13 protein-coding genes are annotated in these 17743 nt (G+C 44.2%); 3 read left to right on the forward strand and 10 right to left on the reverse strand.

Annotated elements, in window-relative coordinates; genetic code table 11:
- Positions 1-26 precede the first annotated feature (26 nt).
- The 7 genes from DBR43_RS29260 to DBR43_RS29290 form a co-directional block, all read right to left on the reverse strand.
- Positions 27-1457, reverse strand: coding sequence for a phage tail sheath family protein (locus DBR43_RS29260; protein ID WP_124586858.1), 1431 nt, complete (start codon positions 1455-1457; stop codon positions 27-29).
- A gap of 41 nt (positions 1458-1498) precedes the next feature.
- Positions 1499-2821: a hypothetical protein gene (locus DBR43_RS29265; RefSeq protein WP_124586859.1), complete on the reverse strand. Its 1323-nt coding sequence runs from the start codon at positions 2819-2821 to the stop codon at positions 1499-1501.
- Positions 2821-3426: a DUF4255 domain-containing protein gene (locus tag DBR43_RS29270; protein WP_124586860.1), complete on the reverse strand. Its 606-nt coding sequence runs from the start codon at positions 3424-3426 to the stop codon at positions 2821-2823. The genes DBR43_RS29265 and DBR43_RS29270 overlap by 1 nt, the downstream gene beginning before the upstream one ends.
- A gap of 264 nt (positions 3427-3690) precedes the next feature.
- Positions 3691-4404 (reverse strand): response regulator transcription factor, encoded by a 714-nt coding sequence (locus tag DBR43_RS29275; RefSeq protein ID WP_124586861.1) that lies wholly within the window; start codon positions 4402-4404, stop codon positions 3691-3693.
- 273 nt (positions 4405-4677) lie between these two features.
- Entirely contained in the window at positions 4678-4977 is a 300-nt protein-coding gene (locus DBR43_RS29280; RefSeq protein WP_124586862.1) for a hypothetical protein, read from the reverse strand.
- Between the two features lie 31 nt (positions 4978-5008).
- Complete coding sequence (locus DBR43_RS29285; RefSeq protein ID WP_124586863.1) at positions 5009-6955, reverse strand: sensor histidine kinase; 1947 nt, start codon at positions 6953-6955, stop codon at positions 5009-5011.
- Between the two features lie 57 nt (positions 6956-7012).
- Positions 7013-7750, reverse strand: a complete 738-nt coding sequence (locus tag DBR43_RS29290; protein WP_124586864.1) for a class I SAM-dependent methyltransferase — start codon at positions 7748-7750, stop codon at positions 7013-7015.
- 118 nt (positions 7751-7868) lie between these two features.
- Here DBR43_RS29290 and DBR43_RS29295 point away from each other — a divergent pair, with 118 nt between their 5' ends.
- Positions 7869-8321, forward strand: coding sequence for a hypothetical protein (locus tag DBR43_RS29295; protein ID WP_124586865.1), 453 nt, complete (start codon positions 7869-7871; stop codon positions 8319-8321).
- Between the two features lie 7 nt (positions 8322-8328).
- On the opposite strand, the gene DBR43_RS29300 is transcribed toward DBR43_RS29295, so the two are convergent.
- Positions 8329-10218, reverse strand: coding sequence for a gamma-glutamyltransferase family protein (locus tag DBR43_RS29300; RefSeq protein ID WP_124586866.1), 1890 nt, complete (start codon positions 10216-10218; stop codon positions 8329-8331).
- A gap of 228 nt (positions 10219-10446) precedes the next feature.
- Here DBR43_RS29300 and DBR43_RS29305 point away from each other — a divergent pair, with 228 nt between their 5' ends.
- The gene (locus DBR43_RS29305; RefSeq protein ID WP_124586867.1) at positions 10447-12837 is read left to right on the forward strand and encodes an ABC transporter permease; all 2391 of its coding nucleotides are present in this window, start codon (positions 10447-10449) and stop codon (positions 12835-12837) included.
- Between the two features lie 3 nt (positions 12838-12840).
- On the opposite strand, the gene DBR43_RS29310 is transcribed toward DBR43_RS29305, so the two are convergent.
- Together DBR43_RS29310 and DBR43_RS29315 are read right to left on the reverse strand one after the other, a co-directional pair.
- A complete protein-coding gene (locus DBR43_RS29310; protein WP_124586868.1) occupies positions 12841-13542 on the reverse strand; it encodes a LytR/AlgR family response regulator transcription factor in 702 nt (233 codons plus the stop codon).
- A complete protein-coding gene (locus tag DBR43_RS29315; protein WP_124586869.1) occupies positions 13539-15209 on the reverse strand; it encodes a histidine kinase in 1671 nt (556 codons plus the stop codon). Before DBR43_RS29315 ends, DBR43_RS29310 begins: the two co-directional genes overlap by 4 nt.
- A gap of 126 nt (positions 15210-15335) precedes the next feature.
- Here DBR43_RS29315 and DBR43_RS29320 point away from each other — a divergent pair, with 126 nt between their 5' ends.
- On the forward strand, positions 15336-17732 hold the full coding sequence (locus tag DBR43_RS29320) for a TonB-dependent receptor domain-containing protein (protein ID WP_124586870.1): 2397 nt from the start codon (positions 15336-15338) through the stop codon (positions 17730-17732).
- Positions 17733-17743: the final 11 nt, after the last annotated feature.

Below are 17743 nucleotides of genomic sequence, written 5' to 3' on the forward strand. Positions count from 1 at the left end.
AAGTTCAATAAATAACAATTCGATGATTAAGACTCAGCCAGCATTTTATGCATAAACCTGAGGATAATAAACTCTGCAGGACGAACAGCGGCCATTCCGATTTCGACGATCATCCTTCCTTCCCAGAGGTCGAGCTCTGTCATCGTTTCTCCAAGCCCGATGTGTACAAAAAAGGCTTCTTTAGTGGAAGCACCCATCAGTGCACCCGATTTCCATTGCTGGGTCAGGTAGTTTTCGATCATCGATTTTACCCTTACCCAGGTATTGCGGTCGTTGGGTTCAAAGACGAATTGTTCCGTTGCATTTTTCACAGATTCTTCCACCATGCTGAAGAAACGCCTTACCGGCACATAACGCCATTCATTGTCATTTCCGGCCAATGTTCTGGCCCCCCAGATGATGGCCGGTCCGCGGCCGGCAAAAGAACGGATCACATTGATGGACTTACCGGCCTGCGCATCTACATTGAGCCCCATTTGTTCACTATGTGTGATGAGATACTGCGGCCTGATCGCATTTGCGATATTGATATTTGCCGGTGCTTTCCATACGCCACGCGCATTGTCTACCTGCGCGTATACGCCTACAACGGCTACCGAAGCAGGTAATAACATCTGAATATTCGTGATGGCACTTTTAGCCTGAAAATATTGCGCATTTTTTGTGGCCAGCAGTTCAGAGAGCTTCGTAACACCTGCAATGCCGGTAATTTTCACGAGGTCGTCATTGTCTTTTGACTGATCTCCAACCACCTTATAGTTGTAATCCACACCTGAATATATTTTCGGGAAATATACCGCAGCATATTTCAGAAAGTCTGTAGTTCCGGATAAGGTATCACGCAGGGCTTTAACATCCAGTTCCCATTCTTCCAGATTTGCGGCATCATGGTAAACGTCCAAAACGGTAAACCGGTCCTGAAGGTCCACACATTGCTGGATGGCCTGGGTATGGATGTCGTAATAATCTGTCAGCGTGGCCAGGTTAACCGAGTCCGGAAACACTAGTAGGGTAACTTCATTGATCTTAGCTACCTGCTTCAGTCCCGCCGACAAGTCGGCGGCCATGATCAGGCCTCCTGCATCCGTATAATTTCCTACCGAGGTAATCCAGCAGGCACCTCCACCATTCCCGAAGAACAGCTGCAGGGAATAATACATCAGAAATTTAGACCGCTTGGTTTCATCAATTTTTCCATTCACCTCATTTTTACCGGCAGTGGTATCAAACACCACGCTCAGGCTTTCCTTTTCAGGATCAGGATAGCCAAAAAACTGTTCGTATTGCAGCAGCGATTCGATGCGCCATGGCTTGTTTTTCAGGTCATCTGCCTCTTTCCATTGTGCCTTTTCGGTGTAGCCGATAAACGCTGGAATCGCTGTTTCTACGGATGCAATAGAAGGTGGGAGGTGCGGAATTTCCTCAATATAAACTCCCGGAGTTTTATAATCTTGCATAACAAATGTTATTTAGTTTAAAGTTTAAATACATGCTCAGATTAAGGTGCTAAGGGAAACAGGGATGATTCCTGCACCATGATATCACTATACAGTTTATTATTTTCAAAGGTTAGGGCCTGATAAGGCGATGGATTCGGCAGGTAATACAAGCTGTTGTCGGGCTTGCGCAATAAGGTGGTACTACAAGTCAGCGACCTTGGCTTTTTAGCTACGAGAAGCCCGTTTTTGGACAGCAGAAAATCGGGATGAAGCCCTGCTTTCAGGTTTTTCCGGCGGTTATTGATGTACCGCCAGAAAGAAGGCTTGCTTTTAAAGTTGAGCTCAAATACCGGAGGAAGCGGATTCACCGTCTGATCAGGTTGTTTCCTTGTGATCAGCCTCCCGAGGTTGTCGATCAGGTTATAAGCAGGTACGGATGTTTTCACTTTCATCACGATCAGCGCCAGGCTGTCCCTGATCTCCTGCTCATTCTCGTAAAACATGAGCTTATGGGTTTTGTTATAGCCCCCGTTCCCGGTTACCTTCAGGCTGTATACCATTCGTTCTGTGACCACTGGAACGGGAATCTGTAATACTTTCTTTGGATCTATGGCCAGCTGCACTTTACGAAAGGGCTGACTTCCTTTGAACTGAAACTTGTCGACGGTATTTCCGTCTTTATCTTTGAGTAAGAAATCTGCTTTGGTAACCGCCGTATTTTTCGGAAAAGCATAATAGAAGTTACGTGGCAGCAAGATCCGGTCGTTCTCATTCGCAAAGGCCTTACCGGATAGGGAAATCCATTGTACCGCATCAGCATCGTCTGTATAGAATTCCCGGTAGTCGTTGGCTGCAAATTTAACCAGTTCTCCCTGTTCATAGGCCGCGCCCGCGTCAAATACGGTAATATCCGCGGATAGAAAAGGAAAGATTCTTGGTCCTGTTACCGTGTTTTCATTGGAAAAATAATACGTGGCAGGCAGCGGCCTTTCCATTTTAGCATTTGTAAAACCATCCAGCCGAGGGCTTTTCTTAACAGCCAAAACGGAAATGCACAAATCGTCGGGTAAAGTGTATTTAGGCTCATAGACAACCGTCCCACCAGGTAATTTCTTAGGAATTACGCTTACCGCCACTTTAAATCCGGCATAGCCGGGCACCAGTTTCAAATGATAGTTATCAAACAATACCTTAGTTTTTTCAGGCAGCTCAAATGCAATTTCATCGGATATATTTTCTTCATCGGCATCAAACCGCTGCTTTAAAAAGTTAAGCCGGTCGGCCTGTGCAGGAAAATCAAATATATTTTTACCCTCCTTATCTGTCAGATAGAATTCATGCAGCAATCGCATTTCAAATAAGATCTTATAAACCGTATTCATCAGTTATGCCCGGATAAGGTGGATATATTGGTTTCAATTTCTTCGATCAACGGTACTGTTCTCACTGTGGCATGTTCAGAGATGGCCACCAATCTGAGTTTATACATGGCAAAAGGAACCTGCCTTCCACCCAGCGAGCCCCATAAATGGTTGATCTGTTCGAAAGTCAGCGTATACAGTTCCATGGTAAAGCTCAATTCCTCCGGATCGCCGGGATCTGTTGATCCCCCGCTCGAAGATGTGGAAGTAGCGAAGGAGTTTTTGCTCTGAAGAAATCGGATGACCGAAGAAAGCCTTTTGAGTGCCAGCAGGTATCCATCCCCGAAGTAGTTACAACTTAATAAAACATACAGGTTTAAATAGACCGGAGCATTTTCATAAATCGCAGTGCCGGAAGGAAAGCGTTTTAAGGGAGACTGATTTTTGAGGGTACTTTCTTCTTCAATGTTAACCAGACTGATGACGATGCTGTCAGTCAGGCCGCTGCCACTTGCAGTTTCAGACAAGCCGATATTGTCGATGATGACATTCGCGGCATTGTCGCCCTTTGCAATAAGGTAACTGGTCAGTTCTGATTTCAACAATTGGAGCGTCTTGTCAATCATGGCTAAATAATTATCAGATTAAAGCTCCATAAGTTTTAGAATAACCACAATAGCTAGTACTAGTCATTTGTATCAGAAAAGATACCTGTAGTCCTAAAGGGAATACCGGCATTTTTCATCCTCGGCATAGGATTCATTGCCCTTTGTTCTTTTCAATGCCATTTCTGAGCCGGCAATCCAGATATACTGCTTTTCTTACAAAGGCTACCTTTGATGCTTTTATCCGGATAAAGCCTGCAACTTAAACGACAGGAAAGGATATCCTTAAATAATATGGAAGGACATCGCGAATTTCGTGAGCTGGCAGAGGTTATTGATCTCCAGTTTTCTGATGATATTTTTCCGGTGATTGTTCACGGTATGCGTGGAGATATACAGAATGATGGAAATCTCGCAACTGCTTTTTCCTTCTACAATCAACTTAATGATCTCTTTTTCCCTTTTGCTTAACAATTCAAAGCGGCTATGGTATTTCTGTGCATAGTCTGCTTCTTCAAGGTTTTCCGATCCGCAACCGGAGATGTTCAGCTCAAACGCATAATGAAACAGGATTGGAGAAAGCTTTTCTTCTTCGGAAGAACAGAGCCTGGTAGTGGAGAAATGCCATTTATAGTCTGATTTTTTTGAAGGTCTCAAACGTTGAAAAAAGAAATGGACCTTCCAATGCTCCTTTAGCCGGATGGCTTCCAGTAGCTCCTCTTCGATGACCATGTCATCTTCCGGAGGAAAGAAAAATTCGAAGTAAGCAAGCCAAAGCTGATGCGCTTCTTTATCGTTCTGGTTCAGGAGCCTTGATTCGACTTTATTGGCATAATTACTAACCATTACTTTTTGATTGTCTACCAGCACATTTCCAAGAAAGTAATCGCCAATTTCCGTAGCATGAAAGCTCCGTTGCATGATCAGGTTAATGACACGATGCATGTGATCCGGGCAAGTCCCCACCTGCTCAACCGGGATGGAATGTACTAGATTCATAGGGTATGATTCTTTAGTAATCGTACAGCACAACACCTATGTATGATAAATTGTTTTTAATTTATTTTAAAAAAAAAGCTTTGTTCTCCGAAGCCACACCACCACCTATTCATTTATGCATCAACAGGTTACACAAAAGTCATTCAATCAGATAGATTCTTAAAACGTTTTATAATCTCCGCTTATAGGGAACCGGGCCTCATACCGATGGCGATACCCGGTATCAGGCTGAACCACAACATCGAAAAAATGACAGATGAAAAACCACTTGTTTTATTCCTGGTAATCAATGATACTATAGGAAATTTCATTGCTGTCCAGGTAAGTCTTTAACACTTCCAGCCATGTCCATAGGTAAGAAGTCCCAAACTGACAAACATAGATGCCATCAATTTCAAATACGACGATCAGGTTCGGCATCTGGTCTTTATTTTCCGGATGTCTGAATTGCCGGTTTTCCTTACCTTGAAAATTATATTTTTTTTCAAAATAGGGATTCCCTTCCAGCAGATCGGTAATCTCCTGAAGTTGTCTGCTGGTAAAATCAGCTTTTATTTTATACTCAAAACCCATTCTTTCAATTTACATGTACAATGATCCGGTTTTACCTGATCGGCAGGGTAATCAAAACCGAAGTTCCTTTTTCCGGGCTACTTTCAATCGTTATTCCTGCAGCGAAGCCACTTTCTTTGGCCAGGATCCCTAAACGTTCCCTGCTGATGGCGGTAGATAAGGATTTATGCGAATCCGGGTTCCTGTGGTTAGAGATACCTTTGCCATTGTCTCTGATGGTGACCAGCAGTTTTTTGTCTCTGACCTCAAAATCTATGGTAATCTGCCCATTTTTTTCATTGGGATTGATGCCATATAGAATGGCATTCTCAACAAAAGGTTGAATCAGCATTGGCGGAATAACTATCATTTCCAGTTCCTCCTCTTCATCATATTCGATATGGTATTCAAAAGCGTCCTCATAGCGCATTTGTTGCAGTCCGAGGTAATTATCCAGGATACTGATCTCTTCCGTCAGCGGGATTTTACTTTCTCTGGAAAGCTCCAGGCTCCCCCTCAATAAACGGCTGAAACGGTGCAGGTATTTCAGGGCTTTTTCTTTTTCTTCAAGTCTGATGAATCCCTGTAATACCGCCAAAGTATTAAAGATAAAATGAGGCTCCATCTGTGTGCGTAGCAAGCGTTGCTCCAGCTGCATTTTTTCGCTTTCATTTTTCAGTTTCCGCTGTCGCTGTATAAAGTACAACAACAGGGCAATCGCCACTGCGAGTAAAGCCGCCAATGCACTCACTGCCAGCCAAAGCCGGTTTTGCTGCAATCTCGTTTCGGTCAGGCTGACGGTTTCATTTAAAAGATGGATCGACTTGTCCTTTGCCTGTAATTGAAAGATCGTACTCATCTCGGCAATGGCACGTGCATTTTCCCCTTCATACAACTGTTTAATTCCATCCAGCAATCGCTGATTCTCCTGCTCAGCGGCAGCATATTGCTTCGTGGCAAACAGGTAAATCACCTTGTTCTTGAGGTACCATACCCTTTGATCATCATTTTGTTTACCCGGATATTGTCTGGCCAGTTTTTCACTTTGCTGTAGGTAATACAGTCCGCTATCCAGTTTTCCTTCATCCAGAAAGAAAGAAGCCATATCCACATAGGTCGCAAACAAATTTCCAGTCACAATGCTATTTGCTCCCGCCCCGTTTTCTTTTTCATCGGCAATCTCTGCATGAAGTGCCTTTTTCTCGTAGAAAATTGCAGAATCCCGCTCTCCTTTCCATTCAAAATAATCAGACTTCTGTCCGAAAATGAATTTAGACCTTTCCCAATCCGGGTTTCGCCTGTTTATCTCCTCCAATTTCACAATATAATACCGGAGCGAGTCCTGGTTCCTCCTGCTCAGCGCATAACAGCTTGCCATTTGATTATAAGCCCTGAACTGAGATTTAGGATCATCAGGCAATTCAGGAAGGATTGCTATGGCCTTACGGTTCATGTTAAACGCATTGTCGAACTGCCGGAGCACCTTACTCGATTGTCCGGCAGCCAGATAGATCATCACTTTTTGCTTTGGGCTCAGCTGCAGGCTACTGTCGCTGGCCAGCATCTGTGCCGCCCGGTTGTAGTAATAATTTTCCTGATGGAGCTTTTGTTCCATATGCGCCGCATTGCCTAAACCGGAATACAGCAATAACCTATCCTTATCAAAACCAATACGGTTTTCCATAAGCTGCCAGGCCAGCTGCATATGGTATTTAATGGAATCTAAATTCTTCTTCGCATAGAAAACTCCTGCAATGTTGTAATGTATTTTAGAAAGTAAGACCGCGTCTTTGTTAAATTCCGGCTTTTGTAGCTGTTGTTTCCAAAAAGACAAACGATACTCCAGATCCGGATTTTTCTTGAGCTCTTCAGAAATGCCGTTCAGCAGTTCCAGGTTCTTTTCGGTAAAACCCAATGCTGGTTTCAGACGTTCCTGCCCACAGGAGCAGCCGGTCACTGCCAGGATCAGGCACAAATAAACAAGAGCAGAAAATTTCATTACGGTATTCAGGAGATCTATTTTTTCGGAATGAGAATATTTCTACAATATACCTAATTAATTTTCTTTTATTACAGCAGCCATTAAAAAAATCGGCCTTCGCTTTTCGTCTTTCATCTCCGGATAAGCCGCCAGCGTTTCCTCAGATGGCTTTGGCTCAGAAAGTCTTCGCAAACTAAAATGAGCATCGATCAGGGCATTAAAGACCGTTTCCAGGGTCCTGTGGTATTTGGTAACCGTATGCCCCAGGAAACTGGTATGCCTGATTCCCTCCTCCTGATAATGATCAAGGGGCCAGTGCAGGCGGTTTCCAGCTTCATCCACATACCAATCCTGCTCAGGTCTGCAAGTAAATACAGGATGCTCCTGTGAAAAGATAAAATGGCCACCCGGTTTAAGGCAATGGTTTATCTTCCGGCAGATCAGGTCAAAATCTTTCACATAGTGAAATGCAAGCGAGCTGATCACCACATCAAATTCTCCCTTGGAAAAGTCGATATCTTCAATCGCCATTTGAAGATATTCAATGCCCAGTCCGGCAGATTTCATTTTAGCCCTTTCCAGCATCTTTGCAGAAAGGTCAATTCCAACCACCCTTTTAGCGCCTTGTTGTTTTGCATAAATACAATGCCAGCCAAAACCACAGCCCAGGTCAAGCACTGACTTCCCTTCAAAATCAGGCAGCATTTGCTGCAATACCTGCCATTCACCTGCAGCATTTAATCCTTCAACTGAACGTGGCATATTGCCATAATTGGCAAAAAAATCGGGATCGTCGTATTTATTTTCTTTCATTTTATGTGCTTTAGGAACTCAAAAGGGGAATTTTTTAGAATTTAACATTAGCTTTAGTAAACAAAGATGACCATCATTTGTTGGGTATACAATAAAAATTCACCTAAAAAAATGCCATATGAAAACAATCCTCACTTTTACAATTTCCTTATTTTCCCTTGCTTTAGTTAGCTGTAACAGTCAGAAGACAGGAAACAATACACAACCACCTGCAAAAACCGAAGCCGGGGCGATAGTTGGCGGCGACAAAGACGAACATGGCTGTAAGGCCTCTGCAGGTTATTCCTGGTCTGCGATCAAGCAGGAATGCATCCGTCCATTCGAGTTAACGGACAAACTAAAAGACCTTACCGATTCTACCATGGCTGCTTATTTACTCTTCTCTCAGAATAAAAAGCAGGTAGAAATTTTCGCGAAAGAATTTAAACCCGCTTTAGTGATCAGTGCTGCAGAAAACGACAGCTACCTCTCCACAGATAAAGTATATAAGCTGGAAAAGGATGCAAAAAGTCACTGGGTGCTCTATAAAACTGAAGAGGGAAAAGCAACAGCCATCTTAACACAGGAATAGCCGAAGCTTACCATCCGATCCCATAATCTTCGCCATGATTACTTGATCCGCCCCAGAGACTGCCATGTTTCCAGTCAAAATAGATGGCATTGATTGGTCCGCTGGTCCGGTCAGAAAAGCTTAATGTATACCCCATTTTCTTTAATTCCTCGCGGACAGCCGTTGAGGAATTATTGTTTAACAGAATCTGGCCTGGTTTGGGCTTACGGTCTTCCGTTTTCGTGCCTCCCAGAGAAAGCCATAACTGATTGGTATTGATATTTGCGGCTTCCGAAGCTTGCTGTACATTCATACCAAACTCCGTCACATTTAAAAAGAACTGCAATAGATTCTGATCCTGGGTATCACCGCCCTGTACCGCGGAAGAAAGGAAAGGCTTACCATCCTTTAATGCCAGTGAAGGCGATAAAGTTACCCTTGGTCTTTTCCCGGGGGCAACGACATTGAAAGGGTTCAACGTAGAGTCCAGGACAAAGCTTTGCATCCGCTGACTCATTCCTATTCCAGTCTCACCAGCGATGCATGCCGGAAGCCAGCCGCCACTTGGGGTCACGGAAACTACCCATCCTTCTTTATCTGCCGCCTCGATGGAGGTGGTTCCCTTCCATAACCTTTCCTGATACAGTTCATCAGGACTGGTATTGAGCTTACCTAAATCATGCTTAGGCGCAAAATTTCTTTTAGTAGTATCCAGTTCATACCCTCTTTTTTTAAGGAGATCGAGGTAGGGATTGACCTTGCCTTCAAACGGATATGGATTTCCCGGACCGATATCCGGGTCATTTTTATCAAACTGGATCAATTGTGCCCTTTGTTTGGCATATTCCTTACTCAATAGTCCTTTAATCGGTCCTTTGGGATTAGCTGCCGGATCTCCATAGTAAAAATCACGGTCTGCAAAGGAAAGGTTCATGGCCTGATAAAGGGTATGGATATATTTTGAACTGTTATAGCCCATTCCTTTAAGGTCAAAATTTTCAAGAATGTTCAAGGCTTGCAACATTGCCGGGCCCTGTGTCCACTGCTGAAGTTTGTATACCTCAACACCTTTATAATTCACGCTAAGCGGCGCTTCTTCGAGGGGTTTCCATTTGGCAAGGTCTTCCATCGTGATCAGGCCTCCCTGTTCCCGGCAACCACGCACAAATTCCCTGGCGATATCCCCTTTATAGAAGCGGTCGTAGGCCGCCATTAATGCCTGCTTCCTGTTTTTTCCTTGTTTAAGGGCTGTTTTTTCTGCTTCTACCATTTTAGTCAGCGTAGCCAGGAGGTCTTTTTGTACAAAAATCTCTCCTGCTTCCGGTGCTTCTCTCTTTTCTCCGGAATGGGTGAGAAATACCTTTTTGCTATAGGGCCATTGTTTGATCAGGTCCTTTCCACGCTCCATGCTGTTTGCAGCCTGTGCTTCAATCGGATAACCCGCTGCCATTTCCATTGCCGGGGCAAGCACCTGTTCCAGGCTCAGTGTTCCATAATTGATCAGCATATAGATGAGTCCTCCCGGTGTCCCCGGAGTAGTTGCCGCCAGGGCCCCGTATTCCGGAGGGAAGTTATACCCTTTATTCTTAAAGAAATCTACCGTCGCCCCGGTTGGCGCCACGCCCATCGCATTAATGGCGATGACCTTTTTAGTTTTAGGATTATAGATCAGCACCTGTGTTTCTCCGCCCCAGCTTAAAGTATCCCACATGGTGCAGGTTGCAGCGAGCATCGCACAGGAGGCATCAACGGCATTCCCTCCCTTTTGAAAGATCATTGCCCCCGCTGTAGCGGCCAGGGGTTTGCCGGTAATGGCCATCCAGTTGCGGCCATGCAGCACTGGCTTTTGGGTTTGCTGTGCAGAGAGCGGCAATATAGACGCTGCCGAAAGGAACAATGCGGAGAATAAGTGTTTCATAAAAATCTATAAGTACTTAAAATTACTTAATTTTGAAAGAAGCCCAAAGAACAATACCACCTTGCCTGTCACAATATGGCTACCGGTTCGCTGTACGTTTTCGGTCAGCAGCTGTTCAATAATGAACAACCAAAACAAAGCTATGCGCTAAGTGACTTAATTTAAGCGGGATAGCAATTCATTTAAAACTGGCATCCGATTAGTTAATATGAAAACAAATTTCAAGTTATGTTCAAATTAAACTTCAAGATCGCATTCCGGAATCTTTGGAAAAACAAGAGCTACGCCTTTATCAATGTCCTTGGATTGTCTATAGGCATGATGAGCTGTATCCTTATTTTCATTTTTATCCGTCACCAGATGAGTTTTGATGAAGGCTTTAAAAATGAAGACAGGATTTACCGGTTTATAACCGACTGGAAATACAACAGTTTTGACGACCATAGCCAGGGTGTTCCTGTTCCGCTCTCTGCTGCTGCGCGGAATGAATTTGCCGCTTTCGAAAAGGTTGCCCCCATTACGAAATTCAACAATGTGATCCGTGTTCAGGATGAACACGGTAAGGACATCATAAAGGCATCGAAAGAAATTTATTATACAGAGCCTGATTTTTTCGACATTTTCGACATTGGCTGGATCGAAGGCAAATCAAAGGAAGCGCTTAAGGCACCCAATACGTTGGCACTTTCTGAAAGTACTGCGAAGCTTTTTTTCGGAACAGCGGAAAAAGCAATGGGCAAAAGCATTTTCCTGGGAACAAAAACCATTCTGAAGGTAACCGGTGTATTTAAAGACCTTCCCGAGAACAGCAGTTTTACCTTAAAGATCGTGGTCAGCAATGCCAATAATCCAAACAAAAACTGGACTGCATGGGATTCTGTAAGCTCAAATATAGAATGTTATGTTTTGCTCAGAGAAGGGGTCTCCCTTGCTGATCTGGAGCAGCCCATGCAAAAATTCAACACCAAATATTATCAACATAAAAATATCTCAGGCAATCAAACGAATTCCTTACAGGCTCTAAGGGACATTCATTTCAACGATGTATACGGCAACTTCGCCAATCGGACGGTAACCAAAAAGGAAATTTATGGACTGACCATTATTGGATTGTTCCTGATCCTCACTGCCTGCATCAATTTCATTAACCTGGCCACCGCACAGGCGATCAACAGGTCTAAGGAAGTGGGTGTCCGTAAAGTAATGGGCAGTGAACGCAAACAGCTGGTCCTTCAATTCCTGACGGAAACCTTCTGCGTTACCTTCCTGGCCTTGCTCATTGCCTGTGTCTTAACAGAATTTGCCTTACCTCAGATGCAGCAATTGTTTAAGGCAAGGATGTCTTTCAGCCTGTTTGAGCATCCAGTAATTTTCGTCTTCCTCCTCTTGCTGGTCGCTTTGGTGAGCTTGCTTGCCGGGTTCTACCCTGCACTGGTGATGTCTGGCTATAGCCCGGCACTGGCCATAAAAAACAAGGTAACTGTCAATTCCGGAAGCCTGAGTCTGCGTAAAGTGCTTGTGGTAGTACAATTTGCCATTACCATTATCCTTGTGATTTCCACCCTGGTCATCTTACAACAGATGAAGTACATCAGGGAAAAGCCATTGGGTTTTAATAAAGAAGCAGTCTCGATGATTGATATACCGGGAGATAGCCTGAGTAAGGCCAAATATGATACTTTCAAAGAAAGGGCCCTTCGGATTCCGGGGGTAACCATGCTCAGTTTTAGTCAGAAAGCGCCTTTGTCTGAGGACATGCAAAGCAGTAATTTCTCTTACAATGGAACAGAGAACAAGGATTTTGAGCTTAGACTTTCTGCAGCGGATGAGAATTACTTTAAGCTTTTTGACCTGAAATTTGTTGCCGGAAAAGCATTCCGGAAAAGCGATACGATCTCAGGCTATGTAGTGAACCAGACCTTCTTAAAGAAAATCAATGTATTAAAGCCTGAGGATGTTCTCGGAAAAATCATTAATCAAAATGGCAGAAAAGCGCCTATTGTAGGGGTTTTAAAGGATTTCAATGACCGTAGCCTTCAGCAAAGCATTTCTCCTCTTGCGATCTATAGTGCAAAGGACGACTATTATCGGGTCGCGGTAAAGATCGATGGCAAACAGGTATTGAACACCATGGAAAAGGTTGAAAACTTATGGAATTACACCTTTCCGGCGCACGTTTATCGTGCCGAGTTTATAGATGATGCCATCAAAGGCTATTATGAAAATGAACGGGTCATGGGCATCCTGTTCCGCGTTTTCGCCGGAGTGATCATTTTTATCTCTTTCATCGGACTCTTCGGGCTGATTTCTTTTGTGGCCTCACAAAGAACAAAAGAGGTCGCCATCCGCAAGGTGTTGGGAGCCTCTACCCTGGAAGTGGTTAAAATGCTCAACAGTTCCTTTATGATCATGGTCTTTATTGCCAATTTGCTGGCCTGGCCACTGGCTTATTTATTTGTATCCAAATGGCTGTCGGGCTTTGCTTACCGTACAGAAATCAGCATCTGGCCTTTCGCATTAGCGATGCTGGTCTCGATGCTGCTCACCCTGATTACGGTCAGTATCCGCTCCTACAAAGCAGCAGTAACCAATACCATCGATGCGCTTAAATATGAATAGCCATTAATGAAACAGCTTTTCCTTTAAAGCGGCATACCGGGTCCTGCCAATCGGAAGCAACTCCCCGTTTTCCAGTAAAAGCTGGTATTTGCTTCCCGGGCTGACGGTGATTTTCATCGCCTGCCCGATCGGAACAAGATAAGATTTATGAATCCTTTCAAAAGAAGCTGGCAGCAATTGCTCCAGCTTCTCCAAAGACTTATCATGGAGTTCCTGCTTGCCGTTTTTCAAATGCAGTTCAGTATAAATCCCCGCTCCTTTAATATACAACAGCTCAGTCACATCAATCAGGATAATATTTCCTGATCTTTTTACCGCCAGAAACCGGAGCCCGTTCTCCTGCTGATTTTCCGCAATGGAGATCCGTTGAAAAGCCTGAGACAGCCTGCGTTCATCAAAAGGTTTGGCGACAAAATCAAGCACACCATACTCAAAAGCGATGATTGCCTTTTCTGTGTATGCGGAAATGATAATGGTATGAAAAGATCCGGAGACCACCGATTTCAACAGCTCAAAACCATCCCTTCCATTCAGGTTTAAATCCAGGAGCAATACCTCTATCTCATTATTTTCCAAAAACTGCAATGCTTCTTCTATGGCCTCACAAATCGTAATCTGCTGTAGCTTTGCACCGAAAAAACTACGGCTCATGCGTTCAATTCTTCCCGCAATGCGGCCTTCATCTTCAACTATTAATATTCTCATTGAGGGGTATAAATGGTAATTTCTGTTTGCCAGCCATTGGCTGAGCGCCGGGAACTAAAGTCCCAGCCGGCGCCATAACTTTCCGTTAAACGTGCCTGAATGTATTGAAAACCCGTACCGGAGGATTTATCTTTTCCCATGGGCCTGTTTTTAGCCATGGTATTCAAAGTATATTTCTTATAACCCGGGCCCCGTTCAAAGTTTAAATTAAAGCGGATCATGCCATCTTCGGCCGGGGTACTATGGGTAATTCCATTTTCCAACGCGGTATGGATAATTGCCGGAGGAATCAGATCGGAAGGTTCAATATTTGAGCTGGTCCATTCGTAACGAATTTCTTTACGAAACTGCATCACCTTCAGGTGCACCTGGCACAACTCGATCTCCTTGCTGACCGGAACCAGCCTCTCCTCCGCGATCTGGTTGAGGATCTCAAATTCTACGGCCAGGGCCTGAACAAAAAGTGCTCCTTCCTTTGGGGATTCCTCCACCCAATCCATCAGGGAGGTTAGGGTATTCTTAATGAAATGAGGCTGGATATTTTTCTTCAGCAATTCCAGTTTCAACCGGGAGGATAAGAGCAGCGAGTTCTGGTGTGCCCTTTCCACCTCCTTCGCCTTAATGGTGTACAGGTAAAGCATGCAAAGCACGATGATCGTAAAACTGATGAACAGGCCAATATCGTAATACAAAAAGAAATTGACGACCGCACTGAGGAGCAGTCCGGCCAGGACAATCCCTCCTCCTTTTTCTTTTTGAACAAGTGCATTGAGCGCTACGATCAACGAAGCAAACCACATCGCATAACTGAAATACTTCGCTGTGAGGTCATATTCCCTGAAATGAGAAACATAGATATAAAGCAATGCCGCCAGCAATCCCGCCATCAGCAGCCATCTCCTTCTAAAGGAAAACTGAATCGTAAAATATAGGGGAACCAGCAATGAAATGGAAAAGGTAAGCCATCCGATCGTCTCCAGTCTCAAATAGAAACGTGTATATGGAATGTCGATGTAGAATTTGAGGTATTCAACGATGAGCAGGGCGAAAAACAGAAAACAGGTCACACAGAAGATCAATATGGCATACTCCTTCCGGCTGCTGTTGATGAACATAAAGAGGTAATAAATCGCAGCGATGAGAAATGCACCTGCCATCAGGTTCATAAAAGACATCATGATCAGGGGCTCCTTTAACAGCCGGTCATAACTTTCTATCCTCAGTACAAACCGCCGATCGGTATCCTGTTCATAAGACTGGGAAGCCCTTATTGCCAGCAGGTGGTTTCCAGTTGTGGCCAAAGAGTCCGGGATCAGAAAACTACTTTTTTCTGTGCCGGGCAATTCCGGAGTGCCGGCAGCTATTTTTCCGTTTTCTCCAATTTTCCGGCCATCCCAGAACACTTCGAAGGCACCAAAATCATGAATATCTACGCCTAAATGTTCAGTGGTCATGATTTTGCTGATCGAAACATCAGTCCTTAGCCAGAAAACCCGGGTTCCTGTTTCCCCACGTTCCTTAGCCCATCCTTTTGAATTGAAAGTTTTAGCTGCCCAGGCCAGGTTATCCCCGGTTTGATAAACCGGATCAGAAACCTCATAAACGACCCATCTTTTACAAGAGGATAAGGCAAGAAGGAGCGCAATCAATACAGTAAATCGGAACATCTGGTAAAGTTAAGCTGAATATAGGAGAGAAAAGTGTATTACACAAGGCCATAGAGCAGTTCACATGTTTTAACGTCAAAGAAAGCATCCGGGAGGTTAATCTTGCAGCATATATCCTGCAAAACCATGAACATAAGACTCTTTTTCCTTTTTGTATTGCTTTGTTTCAACGCCGCTGCACAGCCCCTCTCCCCAGAAAAAAATAAAGGGATCATCAACGGCCGTTTAACAGACCATTCCAGCAAACTTTCCATCGCCTATGTAACCATCAGCATTAAAGACCAGGCTGCAAAATCTGTCGCCGTTGCAATGAGCGACGAAAAAGGATTCTTTAAAATTGATGAGCTTCCCTTGGGCACCTTTAACATAGAATTCAGGTTTATGGGCTATCAGCCATTGATAAAATCTGTTAGCCTGACTGCAGCTCAAAGCTCGGCGGAGCTCGGCACCTTATCTTTAGAAGAAGACAAAAACCTGTTAAAGGAAGTATCGGTCACCGGCGAAAAATCTACACTCAGCTTAAAGCTGGATAAAAAAATATTCGAAGTCGGAAAAGACGTTTTGCTGCAAAGTGGCTCCCTGACGGAATTGTTGAACAGTGTCCCTTCCGTTGCGGTAAGCCCTTCCGGAACATTGAGCCTGAGGGGGAACAGCAATGTATTTGTCCTCATTAACGGCCGGCGCTCCGGACTTACACAGGGCAATGCACTGGAGCAGATTCCTGCTGATCATATCGAAAGAATCGAAGTCATCACCAACCCCTCTTCCAGGTATGATGCCGCAGGCTCGGCAGGGATCATCAACATCATTCTGAAGAAAAATAAGAATGCCGGGTTTAACGGGCAGGCCAGGCTTGTTGCCGGTCTTCCCAATGATTCCAGGATCAACCCAAGCTTGAATTATAAGTCGGACAAGGTCAATCTGTTTTCTACTTTTGGGATTAGAAACACTGATTACAAAGGCCTTTACCAGACTAAACAAACCATAACAGACCAGGGGAAACGGGCATACCTGAATCAGGTACAGGACGAAGACCGGAATGATAAAGGGAAGCTGTTCTACCTTGGCGCAGATTATTTTATCAGTGCTCAAAACACCATTACCGCAGCATTCCTCAGAAATGCGACCAAAGACCACGATAAAACAATTTTAAATTACGGGTTCAGCAATTCCCTTGCTAAAGACAGTACAATTCGGCGTAATGGAGAGTCCAGGGAGTCCAGAAATTACAATCAGCTGGAATTTAACTATACCAGAACCTTTAAGGATGCCGGAAAAAAACTGACGGTAGACATGCAATACGATTTCTGGAACAGCGATAAAAACTGGGCGCTGAGCACCATTAAGCTGTCGCCGGTGATGGCAACGGCTGCTCCGATCAGGACATCTTCCGTAGGTGCCAGCAAAGATTTTCTTTTGCAAACCGATTTTGTACAGCCGCTAAGTACCCGATCCAATCTTGAACTGGGAGTAAAACTGGAAAAGAGATTGGTGAGCAGCGATTTTAAAGCAGAAGAACAGCGGGAAAATTCCTGGCGCATCATAGATGGAATTGACAACAAAATGGATTATAATGAACTGATCGGAAGTGCCTATACCCAGTTTAGCAGTAAAATCAAGAAGTTTTCTTATTTGATCGGTTTACGTGCTGAAGCCACAAAAATCACGATTGAAGATCTTGGAAACGAGTTTAACAATAAAAAAAATTACCTCCGCCTGTTTCCAACCCTTCATGCCAGTTACGAGTTTAAAGCCGGTTCTGCTTTACAGCTGAGCTATAGCAAACGCATCAACCGGCCTTCTCTATATCTTTTATACCCTTTTAATGAACTTACGGATTTCAATGCGCAATTTGTCGGCAACCCCGATCTGAACCCATCCTATGCCAATGTATTTGAATTCAGCTTCTTACAAAAATGGGGAACACTGACCTTTAATCCCTCCCTCTATTATCAATACATTAAAAGCCCGATACAGGATTATACTTATAGAAATTCAAATGGCGTTTTTATCAGTTCCGCAGTCAATATTGACCAGGAAATCAGGCGCGGTGCGGAACTGAGCATACTTTACAATCCGGTTAAAACGCTTTCGCTAAACCTGGAACTGAACATTTATCGTTTTGAACAGGCCGGAGCATTCGGCGCACAGGATTTCAATTTCTCTGCCGGGGCTTCCACTGCGAGACTGGGCGCACAGCTCAAGCTCCCTGCACAATTGGCCTTTCAGGGACGATATAATTTTACGGGAGTACAAAGTAATGCACAAAGCCGGACCAGTGCGATCCATTTCATAGACCTGGGACTGAGTAAAAATCTATTGAAAAATAAAGGTACGCTCGTGTTCGATGGGACCAATGTGCTCAACAGCAGGAAGACAAATACCTCCACCAGGGGGGCAAATTATGTATTGAACCAGGTCAGCAGCCCCAATGCCGCAAGATACCGCCTGAGTTTTGTCTATCGTTTTAACGGGAAGGAAAACCAGTCTGTGCGCCAGGCAAAGACTGGAAACCGGAATTAAATTTACAACCG

It is taken from the genome of Pedobacter sp. KBW06 (assembly GCF_003852525.1).
GTDB lineage: Bacteria > Bacteroidota > Bacteroidia > Sphingobacteriales > Sphingobacteriaceae > Pedobacter.